General features: G+C 39.3%; 24 protein-coding genes. 17 read left to right on the top strand and 7 right to left on the bottom strand.

The features are described 5' to 3' along the window. The first annotated feature begins 5 nt into the window (after positions 1-5). The 10 genes from BFM98_RS14675 to BFM98_RS14630 all read left to right on the top strand — a co-directional run bounded on the left by BFM98_RS14675 (position 6) and on the right by BFM98_RS14630 (position 10,634). Positions 6-878: a metal ABC transporter permease gene (locus BFM98_RS14675; protein WP_054550447.1), complete on the top strand. Its 873-nt coding sequence runs from the start codon at positions 6-8 to the stop codon at positions 876-878. Next, positions 875-1,744 carry a metal ABC transporter permease gene (locus BFM98_RS14670; RefSeq protein WP_066037766.1) on the top strand — a complete coding sequence of 290 codons (870 nt, stop codon included), beginning with the start codon at positions 875-877 and terminating at the stop codon, positions 1,742-1,744. The genes BFM98_RS14675 and BFM98_RS14670 overlap by 4 nt, the downstream gene beginning before the upstream one ends. 222 nt (positions 1,745-1,966) lie before the next feature. Beyond that, a complete protein-coding gene (locus tag BFM98_RS14665) occupies positions 1,967-3,154 on the top strand; it encodes an MFS transporter (protein ID WP_054550446.1) in 1,188 nt (395 codons plus the stop codon). A 153-nt stretch (positions 3,155-3,307) separates the two neighbouring features. Then, positions 3,308-4,576: an MFS transporter gene (locus tag BFM98_RS14660; protein WP_066037765.1), complete on the top strand. Its 1,269-nt coding sequence runs from the start codon at positions 3,308-3,310 to the stop codon at positions 4,574-4,576. A 16-nt stretch (positions 4,577-4,592) separates the two neighbouring features. Next, entirely contained in the window at positions 4,593-5,084 is a 492-nt protein-coding gene (locus BFM98_RS14655) for a kinase (protein ID WP_054550493.1), read from the top strand. A gap of 411 nt (positions 5,085-5,495) precedes the next feature. Beyond that, entirely contained in the window at positions 5,496-6,284 is a 789-nt protein-coding gene (locus BFM98_RS14650; protein WP_066037800.1) for a lipid II flippase Amj family protein, read from the top strand. 141 nt (positions 6,285-6,425) lie between these two features. Then, positions 6,426-7,100 carry a response regulator transcription factor gene (locus BFM98_RS14645; RefSeq protein ID WP_066037764.1) on the top strand — a complete coding sequence of 225 codons (675 nt, stop codon included), beginning with the start codon at positions 6,426-6,428 and terminating at the stop codon, positions 7,098-7,100. Continuing rightward, positions 7,097-8,494 (top strand): sensor histidine kinase, encoded by a 1,398-nt coding sequence (locus tag BFM98_RS14640; RefSeq protein ID WP_066037763.1) that lies wholly within the window; start codon positions 7,097-7,099, stop codon positions 8,492-8,494. The genes BFM98_RS14645 and BFM98_RS14640 overlap by 4 nt, the downstream gene beginning before the upstream one ends. Positions 8,495-8,645: 151 nt before the next feature. Further along, positions 8,646-9,584, top strand: coding sequence for an alpha/beta hydrolase (locus tag BFM98_RS14635; protein WP_066037799.1), 939 nt, complete (start codon positions 8,646-8,648; stop codon positions 9,582-9,584). A 177-nt stretch (positions 9,585-9,761) separates the two neighbouring features. Then, positions 9,762-10,634 (top strand): DMT family transporter, encoded by an 873-nt coding sequence (locus tag BFM98_RS14630; RefSeq protein ID WP_054550442.1) that lies wholly within the window; start codon positions 9,762-9,764, stop codon positions 10,632-10,634. Positions 10,635-10,653: 19 nt separating this feature from the next. Here the strand turns inward: BFM98_RS14630 and BFM98_RS14625 are convergent, their stop codons facing one another. Then, positions 10,654-11,340 (bottom strand): ArsR/SmtB family transcription factor, encoded by a 687-nt coding sequence (locus BFM98_RS14625; protein WP_066037762.1) that lies wholly within the window; start codon positions 11,338-11,340, stop codon positions 10,654-10,656. A gap of 88 nt (positions 11,341-11,428) precedes the next feature. On the opposite strand from BFM98_RS14625, the gene BFM98_RS14620 reads away from it, so the two are divergent. The 4 genes from BFM98_RS14620 (at position 11,429) to BFM98_RS14605 (ending at position 14,110) form a co-directional block, all read left to right on the top strand. Further along, a complete protein-coding gene (locus tag BFM98_RS14620) occupies positions 11,429-11,737 on the top strand; it encodes an antibiotic biosynthesis monooxygenase family protein (protein ID WP_048392433.1) in 309 nt (102 codons plus the stop codon). A 25-nt stretch (positions 11,738-11,762) separates the two neighbouring features. Next, positions 11,763-12,593: a CbrC family protein gene (locus tag BFM98_RS14615; protein WP_066037761.1), complete on the top strand. Its 831-nt coding sequence runs from the start codon at positions 11,763-11,765 to the stop codon at positions 12,591-12,593. Between the two features lie 23 nt (positions 12,594-12,616). After that, positions 12,617-13,726: a PA2928 family protein gene (locus BFM98_RS14610; protein ID WP_066037760.1), complete on the top strand. Its 1,110-nt coding sequence runs from the start codon at positions 12,617-12,619 to the stop codon at positions 13,724-13,726. A 93-nt stretch (positions 13,727-13,819) separates the two neighbouring features. After that, on the top strand, positions 13,820-14,110 hold the full coding sequence (locus BFM98_RS14605) for a hypothetical protein (protein ID WP_066037759.1): 291 nt from the start codon (positions 13,820-13,822) through the stop codon (positions 14,108-14,110). A gap of 46 nt (positions 14,111-14,156) precedes the next feature. Here the strand turns inward: BFM98_RS14605 and BFM98_RS14600 are convergent, their stop codons facing one another. The 3 genes from BFM98_RS14600 to fdhF are packed head-to-tail and all read right to left on the bottom strand — an operon-like array spanning position 14,157 to position 18,636. Then, complete coding sequence (locus BFM98_RS14600; RefSeq protein ID WP_066037758.1) at positions 14,157-15,203, bottom strand: Mrp/NBP35 family ATP-binding protein; 1,047 nt, start codon at positions 15,201-15,203, stop codon at positions 14,157-14,159. Positions 15,204-15,215: 12 nt separating this feature from the next. Beyond that, positions 15,216-15,695 (bottom strand): helical membrane plugin domain-containing protein, encoded by a 480-nt coding sequence (locus BFM98_RS14595; protein ID WP_048392447.1) that lies wholly within the window; start codon positions 15,693-15,695, stop codon positions 15,216-15,218. Positions 15,696-15,699: 4 nt separating this feature from the next. Further along, positions 15,700-18,636, bottom strand: a complete 2,937-nt coding sequence (gene fdhF, locus BFM98_RS14590) for a formate dehydrogenase subunit alpha (protein ID WP_083225381.1) — start codon at positions 18,634-18,636, stop codon at positions 15,700-15,702. Positions 18,637-19,210: 574 nt separating this feature from the next. Here fdhF and BFM98_RS14585 point away from each other — a divergent pair. Genes BFM98_RS14585 through moaA form a run of 3 tightly spaced genes read left to right on the top strand, consistent with a single transcriptional unit; the run spans position 19,211 to position 21,403 of the window. Next, the gene (locus tag BFM98_RS14585) at positions 19,211-19,558 is read left to right on the top strand and encodes a Na-translocating system protein MpsC family protein (protein ID WP_004230595.1); all 348 of its coding nucleotides are present in this window, start codon (positions 19,211-19,213) and stop codon (positions 19,556-19,558) included. A 12-nt stretch (positions 19,559-19,570) separates the two neighbouring features. After that, positions 19,571-20,386 (top strand): formate dehydrogenase accessory sulfurtransferase FdhD, encoded by an 816-nt coding sequence (gene fdhD / locus BFM98_RS14580; RefSeq protein WP_004230594.1) that lies wholly within the window; start codon positions 19,571-19,573, stop codon positions 20,384-20,386. Then, positions 20,387-21,403, top strand: a complete 1,017-nt coding sequence (gene moaA / locus BFM98_RS14575) for a GTP 3',8-cyclase MoaA (protein ID WP_054550427.1) — start codon at positions 20,387-20,389, stop codon at positions 21,401-21,403. Positions 21,404-21,453: 50 nt separating this feature from the next. Here the strand turns inward: moaA and moaC are convergent, their stop codons facing one another. From moaC to BFM98_RS14560, 3 genes are read right to left on the bottom strand one after another with little or no spacing between them, the layout of a single operon-like run. Next, on the bottom strand, positions 21,454-21,936 hold the full coding sequence (gene moaC / locus BFM98_RS14570) for a cyclic pyranopterin monophosphate synthase MoaC (RefSeq protein WP_048392450.1): 483 nt from the start codon (positions 21,934-21,936) through the stop codon (positions 21,454-21,456). Next, positions 21,929-22,519 (bottom strand): molybdenum cofactor guanylyltransferase, encoded by a 591-nt coding sequence (mobA, locus tag BFM98_RS14565; protein WP_066037756.1) that lies wholly within the window; start codon positions 22,517-22,519, stop codon positions 21,929-21,931. The genes moaC and mobA overlap by 8 nt, the downstream gene beginning before the upstream one ends. After that, positions 22,516-23,010, bottom strand: a complete 495-nt coding sequence (locus BFM98_RS14560; RefSeq protein ID WP_066037755.1) for a MogA/MoaB family molybdenum cofactor biosynthesis protein — start codon at positions 23,008-23,010, stop codon at positions 22,516-22,518. Before BFM98_RS14560 ends, mobA begins: the two co-directional genes overlap by 4 nt. Positions 23,011-23,065 lie beyond the last annotated feature (55 nt).

Here is a 23,065-nt window from a genome sequence, read left to right as displayed (position 1 = left end):
ACATAATGTTAAGCGGTAACTTATTGTGGGTACTGAGCGGAACGATGTTACTTGGCATTGCAGCAGGCATCACAGGCACGTTCTCCTTCTTACAGAAACAAAGTCTAGTTGGGGATGCTGCTGCGCATGCAGCATTACCAGGCATTGCCCTTGCGTTCCTGCTAACAGGTCAAAAGGAATTGCCAATTTTAATGCTAGGAGCGGGCATTACATCTGCATTATCTGTGTATTGTATTCAATGGATTGTGTCATTTTCAAAAATGAAGGCTGACGCTGCCATTGGATTAGTCCTCACCGTATTTTTTGGTGTTGGTGTTGTATTTTTAACAGTGGTTAACCGTAGCCCACTGGGGAATCAGAGCGGTCTGAATAATTTTATCTTCGGTAAAGCAGCGACGATGACCAAGGCAGATTTAATGTGGCTCTTTATTAGTGCAACCATCATTATTGTGGTCAGTCTCTTGCTTTATAAGGAATGGAAGCTACTGATCTTTGATCCTGTTTATGCAAAAGGGATTGGCTTACCAATAGAGGCTTTAAAGGCAACATTAACGGTTTTAATTGTCATGACAATTGTTACAGGTATACAAGCTGTTGGCGTTATTTTAATGTCAGCTCTATTAATTATTCCTGCTGCCAGTGCCAAGTTATGGACAAAAAAATTGAGCACAATGCTCATTTTAAGTGCTGCGATTGGAGGTATCGCTGGCATAACAGGAACCTTTATTAGTGCGATTCGAACAGGGTTATCGACGGGTCCGATAATTGTCTTAGTGGCAGCAGGTATATTCTTTCTATCGTATTTTATAAGTCCAACTGGTCAAATTAGTAAATATCGTAGGAAAATGCAATTTCGAAAGCAGGGTGATGTAGGATGATCGAATTTTGGGTTGTATTCACGGGACTGTTAGTTGGGATAACTTGTGGAATTGCAGGTGTCTTCCTCATCTTGCGTAGAATGTCCATGATTGCAGATGCGATCAGTCATACAGTGCTCTTTGGCATCGTGATGGCTTACCTTATTACCCAAACGTTGAATGGTTTTTGGATGTTGGTAGGTGCTGCGTTTGCAGGGATTTTAACAGCCTATCTTGTGCAATTATTACATTCTTCTGGTATTCAAGAAGACGCAGCGATAGGCGTAGTGTTTACATCTCTGTTTGCAGCAGGTGTTCTCCTCATCACCTTATTTGCAGGCAATGTGCACTTAGATGTTGAGCATGTTTTAATGGGAGAAATTGCTTTTGTTCCTTGGGATAAATGGACATTGCTTGGGCTGGCAATGCCTAAGGCAGTATGGATGCTCTTGCTCGTCCTCGTCATTAATATTGCGTTCCTACTCCTATTCTTTAAAGAAATGAAGCTTGCGACGTTTGACCCTGTGTATGCAGCAACCATTGGCATTCCCGTTGTCTTTCTTCATTATGGCTTTATGACATCGATTTCGTTTACAACAGTGGCAGCTTTTGATAGTGTAGGGGCCATTTTAGTGGTTGCCATGTTGATTGGGCCAGCTGCTACCTCCTATTTAATCAGCAAGACGATTAAGCAAATGTTCGTCTATAGTATGCTCTTTGGAGCTGCTGCTTCCGTCATGGGCTATTATTTAGCGAAATTTTGGGATACCTCTATAGCAGGTATGATGGCGACAACAGTCGGCTTCATTTTTATCGTGACGTTCATCTGTCAAAAAATCGTTGAGCGTAGAAAAAAAGCACTTGTTCATAAACTAGAAACCTCTTAACGAAAAACGTCGTTTGATACGCCCATCAAACGATGTTTTTTCTTTTGAGGACAAGTTCAAACTTTTGAATGAGTACTACTTCTAGGAAAAATAGTATACTCGTTAAGATAAACTAGAAAGAGAAAGAATAGCATAGCATCTAGCAAATTTTTCTATATTTTTATGTACGAATATTTAAAATTTTGTTACGATAAATTTTATGATAGCAACAAGGAGAACAGCATGTGGAGAAATCGAAACGTATGGATTATTTTATTAGGTGAATTTGTCGTAGGTCTCGGCTTATGGGCTGGCATTATTGGCAATTTAGCCTTTATGCAAGAGGTAGTACCTTCTGACTTTCACAAATCATTAATTATTTCTTGTGGTATTTTAGCAGGCTTAGTTGTTGGTCCAATGGCAGGACGTATCATTGACCAATCGAAGAAAAAAACGGTTGTCCAGATGGCGAGTATCGGACGCATCATCAGTGTTTTATTTATGTTTATCGCACTTTATACTAATTCGGTCATTTGGATGATTCTATTTTTAATCACGCTGCAAATAGCAGCAGCATTTTATATGCCTGCCTTGCAATCTATTATTCCCATGATTGCGAAGGAACAGGATTTAATTACATTAAATGCTTGGCAAATGAATGCGAGAACCATTTCAAGGATCATCGGTACAGCCGCTGCCGGGTTTATGCTCAGTTTTTTTGAGTTAAAATGGTTATATATTATTTCATTTATTGTCTATTTAGGCATGTTTGTCATTACTAGTTTATTGCAATTGGATGAAGCATCTACTGAAACGATGACAAACAAAGAAAAAGGGAATTTTAAAGAAGTGTTACCGATGATCAAAGAGCATCCAGTCGTCTTGATGACGCTTGTCTTAATGTTAATTCCTACATTATTTTTAGGCTCTTTTAATTTAGTGATTATGAAAATATCTGAAATTCATCAATCTACCACAATTTCAGGATTATTGTATACGGTGGAAGGTATCGGATTTATGCTTGGTGCAGCTGGTTTGAAAATGATTGCTGACCGTGTACAAATGGGTACACTGCTTTTTTCATTAGCCTTTATTATAGGCTCAATGGAGCTCCTATTATTACTTGCAGAGACTCCATTTTTCGCTTTAGTGGCATTTGGCGTTTTTGGCTTTTCAGTTGGCTGTTTTTTCCCAACGACAATGGTAATTTTCCAAAAACAAGTACCCAAACAGTTTCATGGACGCTTTTTCTCATTCCGCAACATGATTGATTCCGTCGTCTTTCAAATCGTGCTTTTATCGACAGGTATGATGCTAGATTTAATTGGTTTAAGTGGTATGGGACTTGTTTTCGGAATCATAAGCTTAAGTTTAACCACTACTTTCTTATTTTACGCTAAGAAAAAGAATGTCGTTATGCATGCACATTAATATCATGTCCTTTATGCATGACACCAATTGGGGCATACGATAGAGGTATAAAAAGATGGTAGCATAGGAAAGGAACTGTCTAGATGGAGACGGTTCCTTCTTCATTAATTCAAGTAATCTTGTTTGATATACATAGAGAAAGAAGGTTGAAAAATGGTTGAAAAATTTCAAGAGTCAATTGCGTCCTATATTGAGTCACCAGAAAAACTAAAAAACCTATATAGGCGTGTACTGATAGTTGTTAGCTTATCCCAAATTTTTGGGGGAGCTGGACTTGCGGCGGGTATTACTGTAGGCGCTCTACTGGCACAACAAATGCTTGGAACGGATGCCTATGCGGGTGTACCCTCTGCATTATTTACGTTAGGCTCTGCGGGTGCGGCTTTCATTGTAGGAAAACTATCTCAACGTTATGGTCGCCGCATAGGCTTATCAACAGGTTTTATAGTGGGTGGACTTGGTGCAATAGGTGTAGTCCTTGCTACTTTAATGAATAGTATTGTGTTATTGTTTGCCTCTCTATTAATCTATGGAGCTGGTACGGCAACTAATTTACAGGCACGTTACGCTGGGACAGATTTAGCCAATAATAAGCAACGTGCTACGGCGATTAGTACAACCATGCTTATGACCACATTTGGTGCTGTTTTAGGTCCGAATTTAGTAGAATGGATGGGAAAAGTGGCGCTGTCTATCGGTATTCCAGCTCTAGCGGGTCCATTTCTATTATCTGCTTTGGCCTTTATTATGGCGGGGCTTGTATTGTTTACTATGTTGCGTCCTGACCCGCTAGAAATAGCGAAAGCCATAGAGGCACATAAGCAAAAAATGAACAAAGAAAATCAAACACCATCCATGCCTATATCTAGCAATAAAAGAGGCCTAGCGGTAGGAGCAACAGTTATGGTCCTGACACAAATTGTCATGGTGGCCATCATGACAATGACCCCTGTACATATGAAACATCATGGACATGGATTAGCCGAGGTTGGTATTGTGATAGGGTTTCATGTAGGTGCTATGTATCTGCCATCACTTTTCACAGGTATTCTTGTTGATAAAATCGGACGTACAGCAATGAGTATAGCTTCAGGTATTACGTTGCTACTCGCTGGCGTAGTGGCTGCATTTGCACCAAGCGATTCAATGGTGCTACTCATTGCGGCACTTTCTTTACTGGGATTAGGTTGGAACTTTGGCTTAATTAGTGGAACTGCTCAAATTGTTGATGCGACGGAGCCTTCTACCCGTGCAAAAACACAGGGGAAGATGGATGTTTTTGTGGCATTGGCAGGTGCATCAGGTGGTGCGCTATCAGGTATGGTAGTGGCGAATTCGAGCTATGCAGTGTTGTCCTTAGCAGGAGGACTATTGTCGTTAGTATTGATTCCTGTTGTCATTTGGTCTAGGAGAGCAGCTTAAAAAGGAGAAGGGGAAATTGGAATCTAAGCTAATTATTATCCGAGGAAATTCAGGTAGTGGGAAAACGACAATTGCAAAGAAACTTCAGCATCATCTTGGACATGGTACACTTTTGATTGCGCAAGATGTTGTCCGACGTGATATGTTAAAGGTGCATGATCGAGAAGGCAATCTTTCTATTGAATTAATTCGTCAAATCGCAGAGTATGGTAAAGGTCGTTGTGAAGTTGTCATTGTAGAAGGAATATTATATGCCAGTCGTTATGGAGCTATGTTAAAAGATTTAATCCACTTCTATGATCAGAAGGCCAATACTTATTATTTTGATTTATCTTTTGAGGAAACCGTTATTCGTCATCATTCTAGCTCCAAAAAAAATGACTTCGGGGAAGATTCTTTACGTGCTTGGTGGAATCCGCATGATTATCTTGGAGTGGATGGTGAAACGCTGCTGACGGAAGAGATGTCACAGGATGATTTATTAAAATTAATGGTAAAGCAACTGTAGAAGTAACAAAAAACTTACCCTTTCTTAGGGTAAGTTTTTTCATAGTGTTGAAAAACTTCCGTGTAGGTTACATGCTTTCCTCTGGGCGAACACAGCTCCGTTTAGAGGTTACCTGTATCGCTATTCAAGAAGATTCAAGTAGCCTTCCACTCCAACCCATTAAAATGTTTCTTTTTTAGAAAAAATTTTCAAATAAAACAAAGGTGTTCACTACTCTTTATGGCGAGGGTAGTCACTCATCACTTCTCCACATTGGAAATAATCAACCTCTCGCCTTTTATAATTACCTTTATGGCGTGGACAGCACATTTTTTCAATTGGAACTATTTTATTGAATAAGCGTTACAATATTAAATCGTTAGAAAGCAAAGAGTAGGTACATATGTGGATTTAATAACAGAAAAATTAATCATGATTGCTTTATTTATTTTAATCATTCATGCGATTGAAACGCTTGCATATGCAGTTCGTTTATCAGGAGCACGTGTCAAATTACTAGCTTCGGCTTTATCTCTTTTTAATGTAATGGTCATGGTGTCGAGGTTAGCAAATATGATGCAACAACCATTCACAGGGAGCCTTGTTGATACAGCACCTACGGATAATGTCATGACATTTGTAGAACATCAATTTCGACTAATTATTGGAGCGGCTTCGCTTGGAACAATAGTAGGAATCTTACTTATTCCCACCTTTGTAGCCATTTTTTCAAGAGCTATCGTTCATTTGGCTGAGGAAAGAGGTTCAATCCCGGCTTTATTGAAAAAGGGCTTTACATTTGACTATGTAAGACGGGGGATTAAGCATATTCATACACCCAATTTTAGTTATTTAAAAGGTATTCGTCTACAGGATATACCGATTAAATTATTTGTTATCAATATTGTTATTACAGCTATCTATACGATTGGCGTTTTGTCTGCATTGTATGCCACATTATTAGTACCAGAATTAAAGACTACTGCTGTTATGGCATCTGGATTAATTAATGGCATTGCAACAATACTATTAATCCTATTCATTGACCCGAAAATATCCATTCTAGCAGATGATGTGATCAATAAGAGAGGAAGCTATCTAGACCTGAAAAGAATGTCTGTTATGATGATGTTCTCCAGATTTTTAGGAACCATTGTGGCACAGTTATTATTGATTCCAGGTGCTCATTACGTTGCATGGTTTGCAAAGTTAATTGCTTGATTAGAACCACTTCCTTTATGTTTTTAGGAAGTGGTTTTTTAGGCCACAGCAATTAATCGTGAGGTGTGGTAGGGGAGAAGTAAAGAAATTATATAGTATAATGTGGGTGAATAATAGATTCGAAAAGAGGGGAACGAATGTATGCCGACGATACTTGTTGCGGATGATGATGCGAACATTCGTGAACTTGTTTGCCTTTTTCTGCGCAAAGACGGGTTCACTACAATGGAGGCAGGAGATGGTAAAGAAGCATTAGCCATCTACGGCTCAACACCTATTGATCTTGTTGTACTAGATATTATGATGCCAACGATGGATGGCTGGACACTATGTAAGGAGCTCCGCAAAACGAATACGGATCTTCCTCTTCTGATGCTGACTGCAAGAGGGGAAACATGGGAAAAAGTGAAGGGCTTTGAGCTTGGAACGGATGATTATTTAACAAAGCCATTTGATCCGTTAGAGCTAACTGTACGTGTAAAGGCACTTTTGAAGCGCTACAGGATTGGCCATTCGCAGACCATTCAACTTGGTCAAGTCACGCTGGACCGTCAGACCTATAAAATTATGAGAGGAAAAGATGTTGTTTCACTACCGCTCAAGGAATTTGAATTATTATATAAGCTTGCCGAAACACCTGGACAAGTCTATACAAGAGAACAACTGATCGATCAAATTTGGGGGATTGATTATGCGGGAGATAATCGAACCATCGATGTACATATTAAGCGCCTGCGTGAGCGCTTCAACACCATCACTGATTTTCATATCGACACAATAAGGGGTCTGGGCTATAGGCTTGAGGTTGAGGAATGATTAAATCTTTATATACACGCGTCGTTTTAATCTTTCTAGTTGCTGTCATTGGGGGAACGGTTATCTCTTTTTTCATGGCAACATGGGTATTTAAAGATAAATTAAATGAAAACTTACAAATTCCCTTATTAAATTTTGGACAAGACATGGTACAAATTTTTAACACATTGCCATATCATGAAGCCGATCGTTTTATACGTGATATGCATCAGCTTGAGTCCTATCATGTTCGCATTTATGAAGAAACAGGGCAGTTTACGGCTTACGGAAAGCTTCATGGCAATCAGTTAGCCCCTGTAACAATGGAACAAGTACAAGCTGTACTGGATGGAGAGGTCATTCAAGTAATTCCAAGTGGTATTTCATCCATACTTGTCGGCATACCTCTAACAACTGAAATGGGAACGAGAGCGATGTTTATCCAAACGATTGCTTTACCTTCAACCTCCTTTTCCATCAAGTTGATTCTGAATTTTGCTACTTATGCCCTTGTTATTGGAAGCGTTGTGTTTTTAGTTGCAGCGATGTTTTTAGTCAAGCCAATCAAAAAACTAACACAAGCCACTAAACATATTGCTGGTGGTGATTTCAATGTCGAATTAAATATTAAGCAATCAGGGGAGTTAGGTACGTTGGCTAAAAGCTTTGAAGATATGGCGGAGGAGTTACAGCAGCTAGAGCAAATGAGGAGAGATTTTGTATCGAATGTGTCCCATGAGGTGCAGTCTCCACTTACCTCCATTTCTGGTTACGCATTAGCACTGAAACAAGTTGATGTATCGGATGACGAGAAACACCGTTATATCGATATTATCATTTCGGAGGCCAATCGAATGTCTAAGATGAGTGATAGCCTTTTAAAGCTGAGCTTACTAGAATCAAAGACACAGCCAATGCATCTCAATACGTTCAGTCTAGATGAACAAATTAGACGTGTCATTGTCTCCCTCCAGCCTCAATGGTCCTCTCGCAATATTGATTTTGAACTCCAGTTGAAGGCTGTTCGCCTCATGGCTGATTACGATCAATTACATCAGGTATGGACAAATATTCTTACGAATAGTATTAAATTTTCAAGTCCTAATGATACGATTGAGATCAGCATGAAGCAAAGTGCAAATCATGTGATAGTCCGAATAACGGATAGAGGCATTGGGATTTCTTTAGAGGATCAACAACGTATATTCGAACGGTTTTTCAAGGCTGATCGTTCCCATAGTCACAAGTATGAAGGAAGTGGGATGGGGCTTGCTATCGTGAAGCAAATCGTTTTACTACATCGAGGAGAAATTGAAGTCGAGAGTGAGCTTGGGCATGGAACGACAATGATTGTCAAATTACCTATTACCTTAAATGAAAGAGAGCATGTTACGACTCCTATACAGATGTCGTAACATTTTTTTGTTGTTCATCTTGTGTTCATATTGTCGTCATTCGGAAGACATCTCTCTCCTTTATAGTTGCACTAACAGCTCAAAAGTAGCTGGAATAATCGTAGTAAAGGAGGAGGCACGAGTAAAGGTGAATCCCACTCGTGCATTAAACATGAAAAAATTTATGCGTGTTTTACTGAAATCAATGGCAGTCCTAGGTATATCCATTGTGGGGCTACTTGTCATTGTTTTTACAATAAACATTATTTGCAACAAAATAGAGCAAGGAAAAATAGAACCCTATGGTCAGCTCGTCTTCGTGAATGGGGAAAAAATGAATGTCACCATTCAAGGTAAGGGTGCTGAAACCATCGTATTACTACCAGGCTTCGGTACTGCAGCACCAACGCTCGACTTTAAGCCATTGATAGATGAACTAGCTCCCTATTATAAAATCGTTTCAATAGAGCCCTTTGGCTATGGCTTAAGTGAGGATACAGCTAAAGAACGAAGCACAGAGAATATTGTTAGTGAAATCCATGAAGCTTTACAGGAGTTAAAGATTGATCGGTATATGCTAATGGGACATTCGATAGCAGGCATCTATGGACTCGATTATGTTAATAAATATCCGAATGAGGTAACTGGATTTGTCGGGATTGATAGCAGTGTCCCTACACAGGGTGGTATGGACACGAAGTTTCCAATTAAGTCGTTACAGCTGCTAAAAAAATCAGGGATTGCAAGAATTCTTATAAAATTTTCAGATGATCCCTATGCAGGTCTTCCGTATGATGACGACACAAAAGAGCAAATTAGGATGATTACACTCAAAAACTTTTATAATACAAGCACTTCAAATGAATTAGAGCATATTAGCAAAAATTTCACGGCAGCCAAAACTCTTACATTCCCTAAAGATTTACCTCTTCTCTTATTTGTCCAAGCGAAAAGTGGTGGAGTTGAAAAGAACTGGATACCGCTGCATGAAGAACAAGTCAAACATTCCGTATACGGCAAAGTAATCACACTGGATGGGGATCATTACTTACACCATACAAAATCGGAGGAAATCGCAGACAACGTCAGATCGTTTATGCAAAATAAATAATCCATAGTATCTTACCTCTTTGCTTTTGGAGGTAAGATTTTTTAATACTATCCTCTTCCTGACGAAATCTTATAAAATCTTTCAATTGAGTTGTAATCCATACTTCGATGAGCATTGAAATACTTCCTGATTATAATGTACGTAGAACAATTATTCTATCAGGTAAGGAGCTATTGGATGAAAAATTATCAATTTATTGCTTTATTAGTAGTAACGACCTTTTTAATGGGTTCATCATTTGCCATTGTTAAATTAGGCTTACCGTATGCCTCGCCTTTATTATTAGCTGCACTTCGCTTTATATTGGCTGGTATAATCATGGCTATCGTTGTTATCATCTTGAAGAGACCTCATCCTATTACAAGGAGTGAGTGGTTCAAGTTATGCATGATCGGGCTCTTTCAAACAGCAGGTGTGATGGGGTGTATTTTTTTAAGTCTCCGCACCATTACGGCAAGTGAGTCTTCTATTTTAACATTTACAAACCCATTACTAGTTGTAATTTTTGCCACCATTTTCATGAAAGTGTCCTACCGTTTCTATCAATGGATCGGGGTTTTGTTTGGCTTAATCGGGGTGATGATTACGATGGGGGCACAAGTTGAATTGAAAGTAGGCATCCTTTTTGGCTTGCTATCAGCTGTTTTTTGGGCTACTGCCACCTTGTTAGTGAAAAAATGGGGTGTGTTATTTGATACGTGGGTTTTATCTGCTTATCAGATGCTATTTGGTGGCTTACTCTTATTACTAGGAAGCGCATTGTTAGAACAGCCATTTTTTATTGTGAATCCACAATCGTTATTGATTCTGTTGTGGCTTAGTATTTTTTCCTCGATCATACAATTTGCAGGGTGGTATTATCTTCTGCAAAATAGTGATCCAGGAAAAACAAGTGCCTATTTATTTTTAGCTCCTTTTTTTGGCGTATTAACAGGCTGGGTGTTATTGGAAGAACCGTTAAAACCATCACTAATGGTTGGCGGCTTATTCATCATCATGGGCATTTATTTAGTAAACCGAACTTTTAGTGGAGAAAGGGCTAGGAGATAACCCCGTGCCCTTTCCTATTTTACAAATCTAAATGAAAGACCTCTTTAAAGCCTATTTTCCCTTTCTCCGTCACTTTAATGGCGCGAATAGAGGGAACTCGTAAAAGCCAACCAAGGTTGAAAAATTGATTTAATAGCTCACAGCCTAGTGCACCAGCTAAATGATAACGCCGTTCACTCCAATCTAAACAGGCATGAGAAAAGGATCGTCGTTTTCTCTTTAAAGCAGTTAAATCGATTCCGAATGTCGTAAAAAATAATATGCCCTCATCTGTCAGGACAAATTGTTTACCCTCCAATGTAAGATAGCCTGCCTTGAGCATCGATTCCGTTAATTGGACACCCAATTTACCAGCAAGGTGATCATAGCAAGTTCTAGCATCCTGTAATAACTTGATTTGGCTCGATTGCTTTAATGAACGTACTTCAGGTGGTGGAGAGATGGCTAGGAATGACTCTAAAAATTGAGCAATGTCCTCACCAGCCAATTGAAAATAACGATGACGACCCTGTTTTTCAACTTTTATCAGCTTTCCTTCTACTAATTTAGCAAGATGAAAGCTAGCAGTTTGTGGTTTGATGGCAGCCATATATGCTAGTTCACTAGCCGTATGAAAACGACCGTCCATCATACTAGCAAGTATGGTTGCCCTTGACGTTTCACCAAGAAGTGCCGCTATTTCTGCCATGTTTGGATTAATTCCCATTCTGTCACAATCCTTTCAGTGTCCTATATTTAGATTTTAGTCAAAGTCATTATGGTTTACAATAAAAGTAATAGAGGAGGAGAAATAAATGGAAACATATTATGCAGTGATTTTTACATCGCAAAGAACTGAGCAAGATGGGGATGGCTATGGAAAGATGGCTGACCTAATCGAAGCCTTAGCACAGCAACAGCCTGGTTTCATTCGTGTTGAAAGTGTTAGAAATGAGGAAGGAAAGGGCATAACGGTGTCTTATTGGGAATCGCTAGAGGCTATCCAAGCATGGAAAGACAATGCCAAGCATTTAACAGCACAACAATTGGGTAAAGACAAATGGTACACAAACTATAAAGTGGAAATCTGCCAAATGATAAAAGATTATTCATTTGCCAAATAGCAAGTGAGAAGGAGGCTTATTTTTTATGACGATTGTGGAAGAATGGCACGAACTAAGACAAAAATTTAATCCTTCCAATCCGATAACCATTAATCAAATGCATATTTTTAAAGATCAATTAAAGCAGGTTCAACAAACAGAAGAAACATTAAGGATATTAGTAGAGGTCTACTGTTTACTTAGGATGTATCATGAGGCATATCAGTTATTTACTGTCATTATGAATAAAGACAATAAAAAGGATCGAAAAAAGTATGGCGTTCTCCAGACCTACATAGATAAACCAAATTCGGTGAATCCTCTACTGCCAAGAAAAATTAGAGACCATCAGCAGCTTAAAACGAAAATTCCAACGTTTAAATATCTACCAAACCCTCTAGAGGCTGAAATTTTTGAAACAGATGAAATCGTTGTATGTGATTGTTGCGAGCAAGAAGTGGATGTCTATTATACTGGTGGTATTTATGCAATTGAGGAAGTAGATTATCTTTGTCCTTCCTGCATCCATAGTGGGGAAGCAGCTCAAAAATATGATGGTTCTTTCCAGCAAGACTTAATGGAGGATGAACAGGTTACGAACCCCAAGTTTGCTGAGGAAGTACTCTTTCGGACGCCTGGCTATGTAAGCTGGCAGGGCAATAATTGGGTGGCACATTGCTCTGACTATTGTGCGTTTATCGGCTATGTTGGTTGGCGTGATTTAGTAGAGCTAGGAATTGAGGATCAATTTGATAATTATACCGGCTTTTCAAAAGAAGAACTTTCTGCATCCTTAATGAACAATGGGCATCATCAAGGCTATTTATTTCAATGCTTGGAATGTGACCGTTATGTGCTTTATTCAGATTTTAGTTAATCGTTGTTTGAGGGGGTAGAGAAGTGGAACAATTTCTACAACGATATATCGATTCATGGCGTTTAAATGGTTGGCTTATCCACGATATTTTTTTCTGCATCGTGCTAGGTACGGGACTTCTACTATTTTTGTTTATCGTCATGAAACGAAAACGACTCGTTATTTCTAGCATTTTGCTCATTGCCTTTTTATTCGTCAGTAATCTATTAATGATTGTTTTTGGCTTAGCGGGGAGAGGCTTTCCCATCAAATCCGATTCGCCGATTTATACAGATGATTCACAAAGCATTGCTGTTCAAATGGTGCAAGGCTCAGAAAATAATGGGACATCGAATGGAATTACGCATTTAATCGCACATCATCTCCTAGTAGCTGTGAATTTACAAACAGGTGAAAAGCAATGGACAAAATCAGCTTCCTATAAAGAAACACTGCTTGGGGAATTTATGGGGGGTGTTCTTGTCCATCATCGTGATGATGAGTTTGGTCAATTATCCTTGGTAGATATGGAAACAGGCAAAGAACTACTTTCTAAAAAAGATTTTCGAACGCAACATCCGTCATTAATAGCGATATTGAGCAATAATGCACATCAAATGGCTGTCCTAGAGAACCATTTATATTTGGAAGGGGTCGATGGCAAATTCTATCGCTTTGATGGTAAAACATTAAGTGAGGATGCGAAGGCTCAAGATTACCTATCTGCCCGTTTTTTCATCGAGACAGAGTTGCCGGGCTATTTTGCTACACATCCACAGCCTGTAGAGGATTATCAGACCATTCGCGATTTTAGTCAAGCTGTCCTAACCGAGCCAGCCATTCAAGCCTATGAAAATTTACAACCAAAAGTGGTGGATGTAGATATCATAGAAAAAACGGCTCTTGTTTCATATCGACAAACACAGCGAGAAAGTGCTGAACACATGTTATTGCTCTATGATATGAACAAACATCAGGTATTGTGGGAACGCAATATTGGCATCATTAATTCCCAACAACAACAGCCCACTGTTCGGACATTAGAGAATAGCTACGTCATTCAAGCTGGTGATAGATTACTGGTATTGGACAAAAAAATGAATAAGAGGTCTGTTCACTATCATCTACGTTGGAATCGTCCTATTGATGAGTGAAATCTATTGGAAAAATCGTTCTTTTTTTGATTCGCCAAAAAAGGAGTATAATTTAATAGGAAGAAACTCTTATTAAAAGGACGTCGTGCAAATATGAATGAACAATTAGTAGATTGGATTATACGCTTTCAAAGGGATAAGGATATTGAAGCACTGGCCCATTTAAAAGATTATTGTTATGAGATGCTCGAACCTTTGATGGAAGAATTTACGATGAAGTATGGCGAAGAAGCAGGCGAGTTATTACGCCTAAAGTGGGATAAACGATTTTATTTTATATTTACAAAATATCAAGTGAATGTAGGGCTACCTCTAGAGACATTTGTAAAAAATACGTATCGTTTTTATTTCATGCAGGTGTTACAAAAGGCTGGTTATAAGTAATAGAAAAAACCCTTGATTTGCGTAAAAACAAATCAAGGGTTTTAAATTATTTATAGAGTAGATCTTCTGCTAAATGAGTAAACACTTCACCGATTATCGACACTTCATCATAGACCGAGGAACCTGTATTTTCCTCAGGTTGAGCAAAAGGAATTTGAGCGATTACATCTGTCTGTAATAAATCTGCTAATTGTTCGGCTCCGCCTTGTCCAAATAGATAGTTTTTTTGACCGTCAGCACCTTCAAAATAGGCCATGTTTTCAACAACACCAAGAATCCTGTGTTTCGTATGTTGCGCCATCAAGCCTGCACGAGATGCAACATGAGAAGCAGCAAGATGCGGTGTTGTCACGATGATTTCTTGGGCTTGTGGAATCATCGCAGCCATATCAATTGCAACATCTCCTGTACCAGGTGGTAAATCGATGAGGAGGTAATCTAAATCTCCCCATAGCGTGTTGACAAGGAAATTGCGAATCCACTTATTGAGCATAGGACCACGCCACATAACAGGCTGGTTGTCATTTGTAAAAAAGCCCATCGACATTATTTTTACGCCGTGACGTTCTACTGGAATCGCCGTTTGATCAAGCATGGTAGGCTTTTGATCAATCTTCATCATGGCAGGGATACTGAAACCATAAATATCAGCATCTAAAATACCTACACGTTTGCCAAGACGAGCAAGTGCAACCGCTAAATTAATGGTCACCGTAGACTTTCCAACACCGCCTTTACCACTTGTAATGGCAATGAATTGAACACCAGAATTAGGCAGTAGCATGTTTGGCATTCCTTGATCAGTCACATTCTTTGCTTGTAGAGAGGCTGTTAAAGTGCGACGCTCCTGATCTGTCATAGCACCAAAGCTAATGGTAACAGTGGAGGCACCAAGCGCTTGTAAGGCCTCCTCCACATCTTGCTGTATTTTTGCCTTTAACGGACATCCTGGTATGGTCAAAATAATATCCAGGGCTATATGGTTGTCATGTATTTGAATGTTTCGCACCATATTCAAATCTACAATACTCTGATGTAGCTCAGGATCATTTACCTGTTTCAATGTGTTTACAACATTTTCTTTTGTTAACATTTAGGAACCACCTTATTCTTTTAAGCCTTTGCCGAGTCCCTTTAAGAAATGAACCCCAAAATTGAGCGCACGATTGACATCTGGATCGTTTATCATTTTCATGAGCTTAAAGGCACTGACCTTTTCATTAGATTCAAGTGCTTTGCTTGCTTCATCTACGCCTGTATTTAAGCCTTCAATAAGCTTAGTCGTTGTTTCAGGATTGAGCTCCGTCAATGCTCCCGCAACACCCATTAAATTGTTAATGATATTGGTTACAGGCTTACGTGTTAATTGTCCAAGTGCAATATGTGCCACTTCCTCTTTGGCTTCAAGTAGCTTCATTGCTGCTTCTAGTGCACCGATATCATTTAATTCAGCCATAATACTAAACACCTGATTGACGGCTTCTTCATTTTCAGAAAGCAGTTCTTTTAGATTATCTAATTTTTGTTCTTTTAGTTGTTCTTCTGTTAATTGTTGTTTTTTAATGCCTGTAATGGGTACAGCCATGCTCTCACTCTCTTTCGTTTATGGTTGTTAAGTGAACGTAGCCAGGACGATTCCATTTTCGTTGTACCTCAACACCATTTTGAGGATGACGCTTTTTATAGCGTGGGTTTGTGCGAGGAAGTGGTGATTTACCTTTTGCTTTTAGCACTTCTACTCGTACTTTTGTTTGTTTATAAGCTGGTGTTGACGTATTCACATCTGCTGCAGGGCCAGTTAGGAAGTTGATGGCTGAATCTTTGCTAACAGAGTTCATTGGTAAGAATAATTCGTTTCCTTGTACGCGATCTGTAACAAGAGCATTTAGCTTCAAGGCACCATATGGAGACACTAAACGAAGTAGGGCTCCATCTGCAATGCCTCGTTCTTTCGCCAATTCTGGTGATACTTCAACGAAAATTTCAGGTACTTTCGATTGAATACCTTTCGATTTATTTGTTAGATTTCCTTCATGGAAGTGTTCAAGCATACGGCCATTATTAATATGACAATCGTATTGTGCTTCAAACTCAACAGGCTGCACCCAATCATTTAAAGCAAAACGAGCTTTCTTATCAGGGAAGTTAAAGCCATCTTCATATAATAATGGTGTATCTTTACCATCATGGCTACCCCAACAGAAGCTTCCCCAGCCTTCAAGAACATCATAGTTGGCTTGTGAGAAGAGGGGAGACAGGCTCGCCATTTCATCAAAAATGTCGCTTGGGTGATCATAATGCCAATCTGCCCCTAAACGACGAGCAACCGCTTGCAATATTTCCCAATCTGCTTTCGACTCACCAAGTGTTGGTAATACTTGATACAGGCGTTGAACACGACGTTCCGTATTCGTAAATGTACCTTCTTTTTCAAGCGAAGGCGCAGCAGGTAAAATCACATCTGCATATTGTGCTGTGCGTGATAGGAAACAATCTTGGACAACGAAAAAGTCAAGCTGTGAAAGCACCTCATCTACATGGTTGGCATTACAGTCAACAAGTGCCATATCTTCGCCCACTAAATACATCGCTTTCATTTTTCCTTCCATGATCGCATCTAACATTTGCATATTATTTCGACCAGGCTGTGGTTGAATAGGGACACCATAGGCTTTTTCGAATTTTGCACGTGCCTCGTCATCTGTGACTCTTTGATAGCCTGGCAATAGATTTGGAAGTGTCCCCATATCGCAGGCACCTTGCACATTGTTATGGCCGCGGAGTGGGTAGGCACCAGCACCTGGACGACGATAGTTTCCAGTTGCTAAAAGTAAATTTGAAATCGCTGCGGATGTATAGGAGCCACCAGTATTTTGTGTTACACCCATGCCCCAAAGAACACATGTACCATCTGCATCACGAATCATTTCAGCTACTTCGATCAATGTTTCCTTACTAATACCAGTCATTTCTTGTGCATAATCAAGTGTATAGGTTGCAAGTACTTGTTTAAAATCATCATAATGAAGGACGTTTTCTTGAATAAACGCTTCATCATGCCAACCTTGTTCAATGATATATTTGGTAACAGCCATTAACCAAACTTGGTCAGTACCTTGCTTTGGACGCATAAAGATGTCGGAACGCTCTGCCATTTCATGCTTACGAATATCAGCAACAATTAATTTCTGACCATGTAATTTATGTGCACGTTTCACACGTGTTGCTAAAACAGGATGTCCCTCAGCTGGATTAGCCCCAACAATAATGACAAGTCCAGCCTTAGCAATATCTTTGATCGTACCAGCATCTCCTCCCATGCCAACTGTACGTAATAAACCATCAGTTGCAGGAGATTGGCAATAACGAGAACAATTATCGACATCGTTTGTGCCAAATAATTGACGGGCCATTTTTTGAATTAAGTAATTCTCTTCATTTGTAATTTTAGAAGAGGAGATAAAGCCAACAGAACCTGGACCATATTGTTGTTGAATGCCACCTAGTTTTGTTGCAATTAAATCAAGTGCTTCATCCCACGATGATTCCACAAACTCATTATTTTTACGAATGAGTGGTTTTGTAATACGTTCCTCAGAATTGATAAAATCCCAGCCGAATTTCCCTTTGACACATGTAGAAATCGCATTTACTGGACCATCGGAAGGCTGTACTTTTAAAATTTTACGACCCTTTGTCCAAACTTCGAACGAGCAGCCTACACCACAGAAAGTACATACTGTTTTTGTTTTTTTGGTGCGCTTACTACGCATGGCTGCTTCCACTTCAGAAACGGCAAAAATACCGCTATAGCCTGGTTCAACTTCCTTAATCAAACTGATCATCGGATCTAACATATCCTGTTTGAGGCCAGTCATAAATCCAGCCTCTCCAAGCATGGATTTTTCCATTAAGGCATTACATGGACATACGGTTACGCATTGACCACAACTTACACAGGAAGAATCATTGATAGCAACGCCCGTATCCCAAATGACACGTGGTCTTTCTGCTTCCCAATCAAGGGATAATGTTTCATTTACCTGTAGATTCTGACAAACCTCTACGCACTGACCACAAGCGATACATTGGTTAGGATCGTATCGATAAAACGGATGTGACATGTCTACTTCATGAGGTTCCACTTTTGGCTGGTAGGGATATTTTTGATGCTCGATTTCCATCATTTCGGCTGTGTTGTGTAAAGCACAATTGCCATTGTTGTTATCACAAACTGTACAATACAGTAAATGATTTTCGAGTAGACGGTCCATCGCTTCTGTTTGTGCCGCTTTTGCTTTGTCAGAAGTTAGGAATACATTCATGCCGTCTACTGCCTTTGTAGAGCAGGAACGAACTAATTGGCCATTCACTTCTACGATACATGTATCACATGTTTCAATGGGGTCAACAGCGGGCACATGACAAATCTGTGGATGCGGAATGTCATGTTGATTAATGGTATCAAGGATTGTAGCTCCTTCTTTTACTTCATACGGTACGCCATTAATATTAATTTGAGTCAAGGTAACTTCCTCCTTTTGCACTTTGAGACGAATCGGATAACATGGTACAGCTTAAGACAAAAGGGAATAACAAATCGAGTTGGTGATTGTTGAAAAGATTGTCTTGTTATCATTGTAATTCCCAATGGTTCTTGAAGCTACCTCAAAATAGGTAAATTGCTAGATCATAACATGTTATCCATGTCTCGGTTTTGAAAAAATAAAAAAATCCACCATGAAATTACATGTCCGAGACATGCTAATAATTCATGGTGGATAAAATTCTTAGCAGGTCTTGCTAAAAACTCAATCTACTTTTATTTTTTAATTACAATAGAATTCAACTATTAAAAACACTATGCAACATCGTAACATAGGGTTCAAAATAAATTAATTCCATTTGTGATATGAATATTATAGCCCTTTCCTTCAAAATGAACAATATTTATCATAAAATTTATTAAATGAGAATTATTATCAAAAAGTATTTTCTCTTTTATTTTTTTAAAAGTTGCTATATCATTAACAAACTGTAAGGGTGGCCTACATAACCATTTGCCTAAAAAAGTTTAATTATGATGGGAGAATCGTTGCTATGTCTAAAAAAATCCACGAATTTAATGACATGATTCGAAAGTTAAGAAAGGAAGTATTTGGTAAAGGTCCTGAACGTATTCATACCGTTTTTGTCGAGAATATGGCTGTATCTACCTTATACGGAAATATCACTCCGACAGAAAAATTTATTGCCAGTACACCAGAAGGGCTGAAAATGGTGCATGCTGCAAGGACGAGTATGATTCAAGATTTATATAGACAATCGCCACCAGAGGGTATGGAAGAATTGATGGGCAGCAAATTACTTCACTTATTTTCAGATATTAAAATTGAAGAGGATTTTGCGATTTCCGTCTTTGTTTTTGAAAAGCATATCAGTGAATAAAGGGGATGCCTTATGGATCGAGCAATGACAAGAAAAATTGTGCGTGTTGAAGGACAACGAGTGACAGAAATGGTTGATTTAATTGTTTCAGAATACGCTGTTACCGTAAAAATTAATCAGCAGGAATTTGTCACGATGGTCTGTACACCCGAGTATGTAGAAGATATGGTTATTGGCTACTTAGCTTCTGAACGAGTGATTCGTAGTTTTGAGGATATTGAGGAAATTTGGCACCAAGAGAAAGAGGGTTTTGTGCATATTAAAACAAAGCATATTAATCCTTATTACCAACAGACGCAAAACAAGCGCTATATTACGTCCTGCTGTGGGATGAGTCGACAAGGCTTTGTGTTTACGAACGATGCATTAGTAGCAAAAAAAATGGATCAAGTCCATGTGCAAATAACGACCGAAGATTGCTTCCGTTTAATGCATGCGATGCAGGATAGTGCCGATATTTTTAAGAAAACGGGTGGCGTGCATAATGCTGCACTATGTGATGTAAATGGCATCGTCCTAAGTCGCATGGATATTGGACGTCATAATGCTTTGGATAAAATTTACGGCTATTGCCTACGCAACAACATCCGTATGGAAGATAAAATTATCGTCTTTAGCGGACGAATATCATCGGAGATTTTACTAAAGGTTTCCAAAATAGGCTGTGCCATCGTGCTGTCTAAATCAGCACCCACAGAATTAGCATTGCAATTAGCAGAGCAGCTTGGTATTACGACGGTTGGCTTTATTCGGCAACAGACATTGAATATTTATACACACCCACAACGCATCCTATTACCAGCTAATGAATTGAAAGAAGGAGATTAGATGACGAATCTACAAGACCAATTACACAGACCGTTAAGAGATTTAAGAATATCCGTGACAGATCGTTGTAATTTTCGCTGTCGCTATTGTATGCCAGCAGAAGTATTTGGTCCAGATTACGCATTTTTACCGTCTGATAAAATATTAAGTTTTGATGAAATTGAACGATTAGTAAAAATCTTTGTTTCATTGGGCGTGAAAAAAATACGGATTACAGGTGGGGAACCCTTACTACGTCGTGATTTGCCCGAATTAATTGCCCGTATTCACCGCATAAAAGGTGTAGAAGATATTGCTTTAACAACCAATGGCTCGTTATTAAAAAAATACGCACACTCATTGGCACAGGCAGGCTTAGCCCGAGTTTCTGTTAGTTTAGACTCGCTTGATGATGAGCGTTTTTTCGAGATGAATGGTCATAGAGGCAAGGTATTGCCAGTGTTAGAGGGAATTGAAAAGGCTGCAGAAGCGGGCTTACAAGTAAAAATTAATATGGTTGTTCAAAAAGGGAAAAACGAACAAGATATTGTTACCATGGCGCAGTTTTTTAAAGAAAAACAGCATATTCTACGCTTTATTGAATATATGGATGTAGGGAATTCGAACGGCTGGCGTTTGGATGATGTGGTGTCCAAAAAAGAGATTATTGAGCAAATCCATCGGTTTACGCCGTTACAACCAGTAGCGCCCAATTATAAAGGAGAGGTGGCAACGCGTTATCAGTATCAAGATGCTCAAGGTGAGATTGGTGTAATTTCATCTGTAACGGATTCATTTTGCTCCAATTGCTCACGTGCTCGTCTCTCCGCAGAAGGTTCATTATACACTTGTTTATTTGCAACAGAAGGCACGGATTTAAGGGAATTGTTACGTTCAGGGCAAGATGATGCTGCCATCATCAAGTGCATAACGAACGTTTGGGAAACAAGAAATGATCGTTATTCAGATGAACGCAATGAACAAACGATGGCAAAAAGGAAAACGTCAAAAATTGAAATGTCTCATATTGGGGGGTAGCGTGTAAAAAACAGAAAAAAATCGGCACAATAATGCCGAATTTTTTCTGTTTATTTATGCACAAAAGTGCCACTTTTCCCACCTGTTTTTTCAACAAGGTAAGTTTCTTTGATGACCATCGTCTTATCAACGGCTTTGCACATATCATAAAAAGTTAGTGCTGCGACAGACACAGCAGTGAGAGCTTCCATTTCAACACCCGTTTTTCCACTGCATTTAACAGTGGCTTGAATATGGAGCTCATAGCCATTCTCTGCTTTTTCATAGTCAAACTGGAAATCCGTACCCTGTAGCATGATGGGATGGCACATGGGAATGATATCAGCTGTTTTTTTAGCTCCCATAATCCCTGCAATTTGCGCAACTTGCGTCGGATCACCTTTTTTAATGCCACCTTGTTGGATGGCTTCATAGACCGCATCAGATAAAAGAATCGTACTGCGCGCAATGGCTGTACGTGTTGTGATTTCTTTTGCGGAGATATCGACCATTTTAGGACGACCTTCTTCGTTCCAGTGTGTAAAATTATTCATTATTAAACTCCTTTTTACTTGTTTGTGACCAGTCTTTTTGTGCGTTGATATTGATAAATGTTGAGCTATCGTCATCAAAAGGGACATAACAGACACGAAGTTGCTCTAAAAGCACTTTCATACTCCGTTTATTTTGTGCTGTTAGCTGTGTCGCCTTTGGTAAAGCAGTACGTCGATATAATGCAGCTAATGGCTGATCGCGTAGTGCTTGCGTCGGAACAATGGCATCATAAGTGTCATTAATCAGCCCTAACATTTTTTGGATAAATTCTGCATTCATATAAGGCATATCGCTTGCTACGACAAAAAACCATTCCACATCAGGATAGGCTGTCATGATATGATGCAAAGCAAAAAGAGGGCCTTGATGTGGCTGCTTTTCAATGACCCATTGGACATTTTCCTGTCCAAACTGATATTGTAAGTGCGCATTTGTAGCGATAATAAGAGGATCCAGCTGATTTTTTTGCAGGGCTATGAGACTATGTTTATATAATGGCTGTCCAGCAAACATCTCAAACATTTTTGGCTGACCATAGCGAGAGGATTGACCACCAGCTAACACAATACCAGCAATTTTCATAAGCGCTTCAGCTCTCCGACAAAATGTTGGACAGTAGGTACTATGAGCTTCGACATAGCCAAAGTCACTGCATTTGTGGAGCCGGGTAAAACATAAATGGCTGTTTGCTGAAGGCTTCCAGCGGTGGCACGACTAAACATCGCCTTTGGGCCAATTTCTTCATAGCTGAGCATTCGAAATAATTCACCAAACCCCATCATTTCTTTTTCAAACAGAGGCAGAATGGTGTCATAGGTTTGGTCTCTTGGTGTAAATCCTGTTCCACCCGTAACGATAATGGTATTAATTGTTGGATCGCTGCACCAATTTTTAACATGACGAGCGATATCGAGCGGTTCATCCTTTGTTAGTTGGTAGTCTACAACTTCAAATGCAGCTTCCTGTAGTAAGGACTGAATACGCTGACCAGCATGATCATCTGCCTTTGTGCGTGTATCGCTGACCGTTAAAATGGCAACTTGAATTGGTTGCTGCTGATGTGTGGGATGCACAGTAAGACCTCCTTCAAATGCGTTTTTGCTAAAAAACATTGCTTTTATTATAATG

Origin of the sequence: Lysinibacillus sp. AR18-8 (genome assembly GCF_001705465.1) — a bacterium.
In the GTDB taxonomy this organism is placed as follows: Bacteria; Bacillota; Bacilli; order Bacillales_A; family Planococcaceae; genus Lysinibacillus; species Lysinibacillus capsici.
This window is presented reverse-complemented; position numbering and strand designations above follow the sequence as displayed.

What these genes read in the sequence shown, in the direction of transcription:
- BFM98_RS14675 (WP_054550447.1), top strand. Translation starts at nt 6, where the DNA reads ATGTTAAGCGGTAACTTATTGTGGGTACTGAGCGGAACGATGTTACTT.
- BFM98_RS14670 (WP_066037766.1), top strand. Translation starts at nt 875, where the DNA reads ATGATCGAATTTTGGGTTGTATTCACGGGACTGTTAGTTGGGATAACT.
- BFM98_RS14665 (WP_054550446.1), top strand. Translation starts at nt 1,967, where the DNA reads ATGTGGAGAAATCGAAACGTATGGATTATTTTATTAGGTGAATTTGTC.
- BFM98_RS14660 (WP_066037765.1), top strand. Translation starts at nt 3,308, where the DNA reads ATGGTTGAAAAATTTCAAGAGTCAATTGCGTCCTATATTGAGTCACCA.
- BFM98_RS14650 (WP_066037800.1), top strand. Translation starts at nt 5,496, where the DNA reads ATGATTGCTTTATTTATTTTAATCATTCATGCGATTGAAACGCTTGCA.
- BFM98_RS14645 (WP_066037764.1), top strand. Translation starts at nt 6,426, where the DNA reads ATGCCGACGATACTTGTTGCGGATGATGATGCGAACATTCGTGAACTT.
- BFM98_RS14640 (WP_066037763.1), top strand. Translation starts at nt 7,097, where the DNA reads ATGATTAAATCTTTATATACACGCGTCGTTTTAATCTTTCTAGTTGCT.
- BFM98_RS14635 (WP_066037799.1), top strand. Translation starts at nt 8,646, where the DNA reads ATGAAAAAATTTATGCGTGTTTTACTGAAATCAATGGCAGTCCTAGGT.
- BFM98_RS14630 (WP_054550442.1), top strand. Translation starts at nt 9,762, where the DNA reads ATGAAAAATTATCAATTTATTGCTTTATTAGTAGTAACGACCTTTTTA.
- BFM98_RS14625 (WP_066037762.1), bottom strand. Translation starts at nt 11,340, where the DNA reads ATGGGAATTAATCCAAACATGGCAGAAATAGCGGCACTTCTTGGTGAA.
- BFM98_RS14620 (WP_048392433.1), top strand. Translation starts at nt 11,429, where the DNA reads ATGGAAACATATTATGCAGTGATTTTTACATCGCAAAGAACTGAGCAA.
- BFM98_RS14615 (WP_066037761.1), top strand. Translation starts at nt 11,763, where the DNA reads ATGACGATTGTGGAAGAATGGCACGAACTAAGACAAAAATTTAATCCT.
- BFM98_RS14605 (WP_066037759.1), top strand. Translation starts at nt 13,820, where the DNA reads ATGAATGAACAATTAGTAGATTGGATTATACGCTTTCAAAGGGATAAG.
- BFM98_RS14600 (WP_066037758.1), bottom strand. Translation starts at nt 15,203, where the DNA reads ATGTTAACAAAAGAAAATGTTGTAAACACATTGAAACAGGTAAATGAT.
- BFM98_RS14595 (WP_048392447.1), bottom strand. Translation starts at nt 15,695, where the DNA reads ATGGCTGTACCCATTACAGGCATTAAAAAACAACAATTAACAGAAGAA.
- BFM98_RS14585 (WP_004230595.1), top strand. Translation starts at nt 19,211, where the DNA reads ATGTCTAAAAAAATCCACGAATTTAATGACATGATTCGAAAGTTAAGA.
- fdhD (WP_004230594.1), top strand. Translation starts at nt 19,571, where the DNA reads ATGGATCGAGCAATGACAAGAAAAATTGTGCGTGTTGAAGGACAACGA.
- moaA (WP_054550427.1), top strand. Translation starts at nt 20,387, where the DNA reads ATGACGAATCTACAAGACCAATTACACAGACCGTTAAGAGATTTAAGA.
- moaC (WP_048392450.1), bottom strand. Translation starts at nt 21,936, where the DNA reads ATGAATAATTTTACACACTGGAACGAAGAAGGTCGTCCTAAAATGGTC.
- mobA (WP_066037756.1), bottom strand. Translation starts at nt 22,519, where the DNA reads ATGAAAATTGCTGGTATTGTGTTAGCTGGTGGTCAATCCTCTCGCTAT.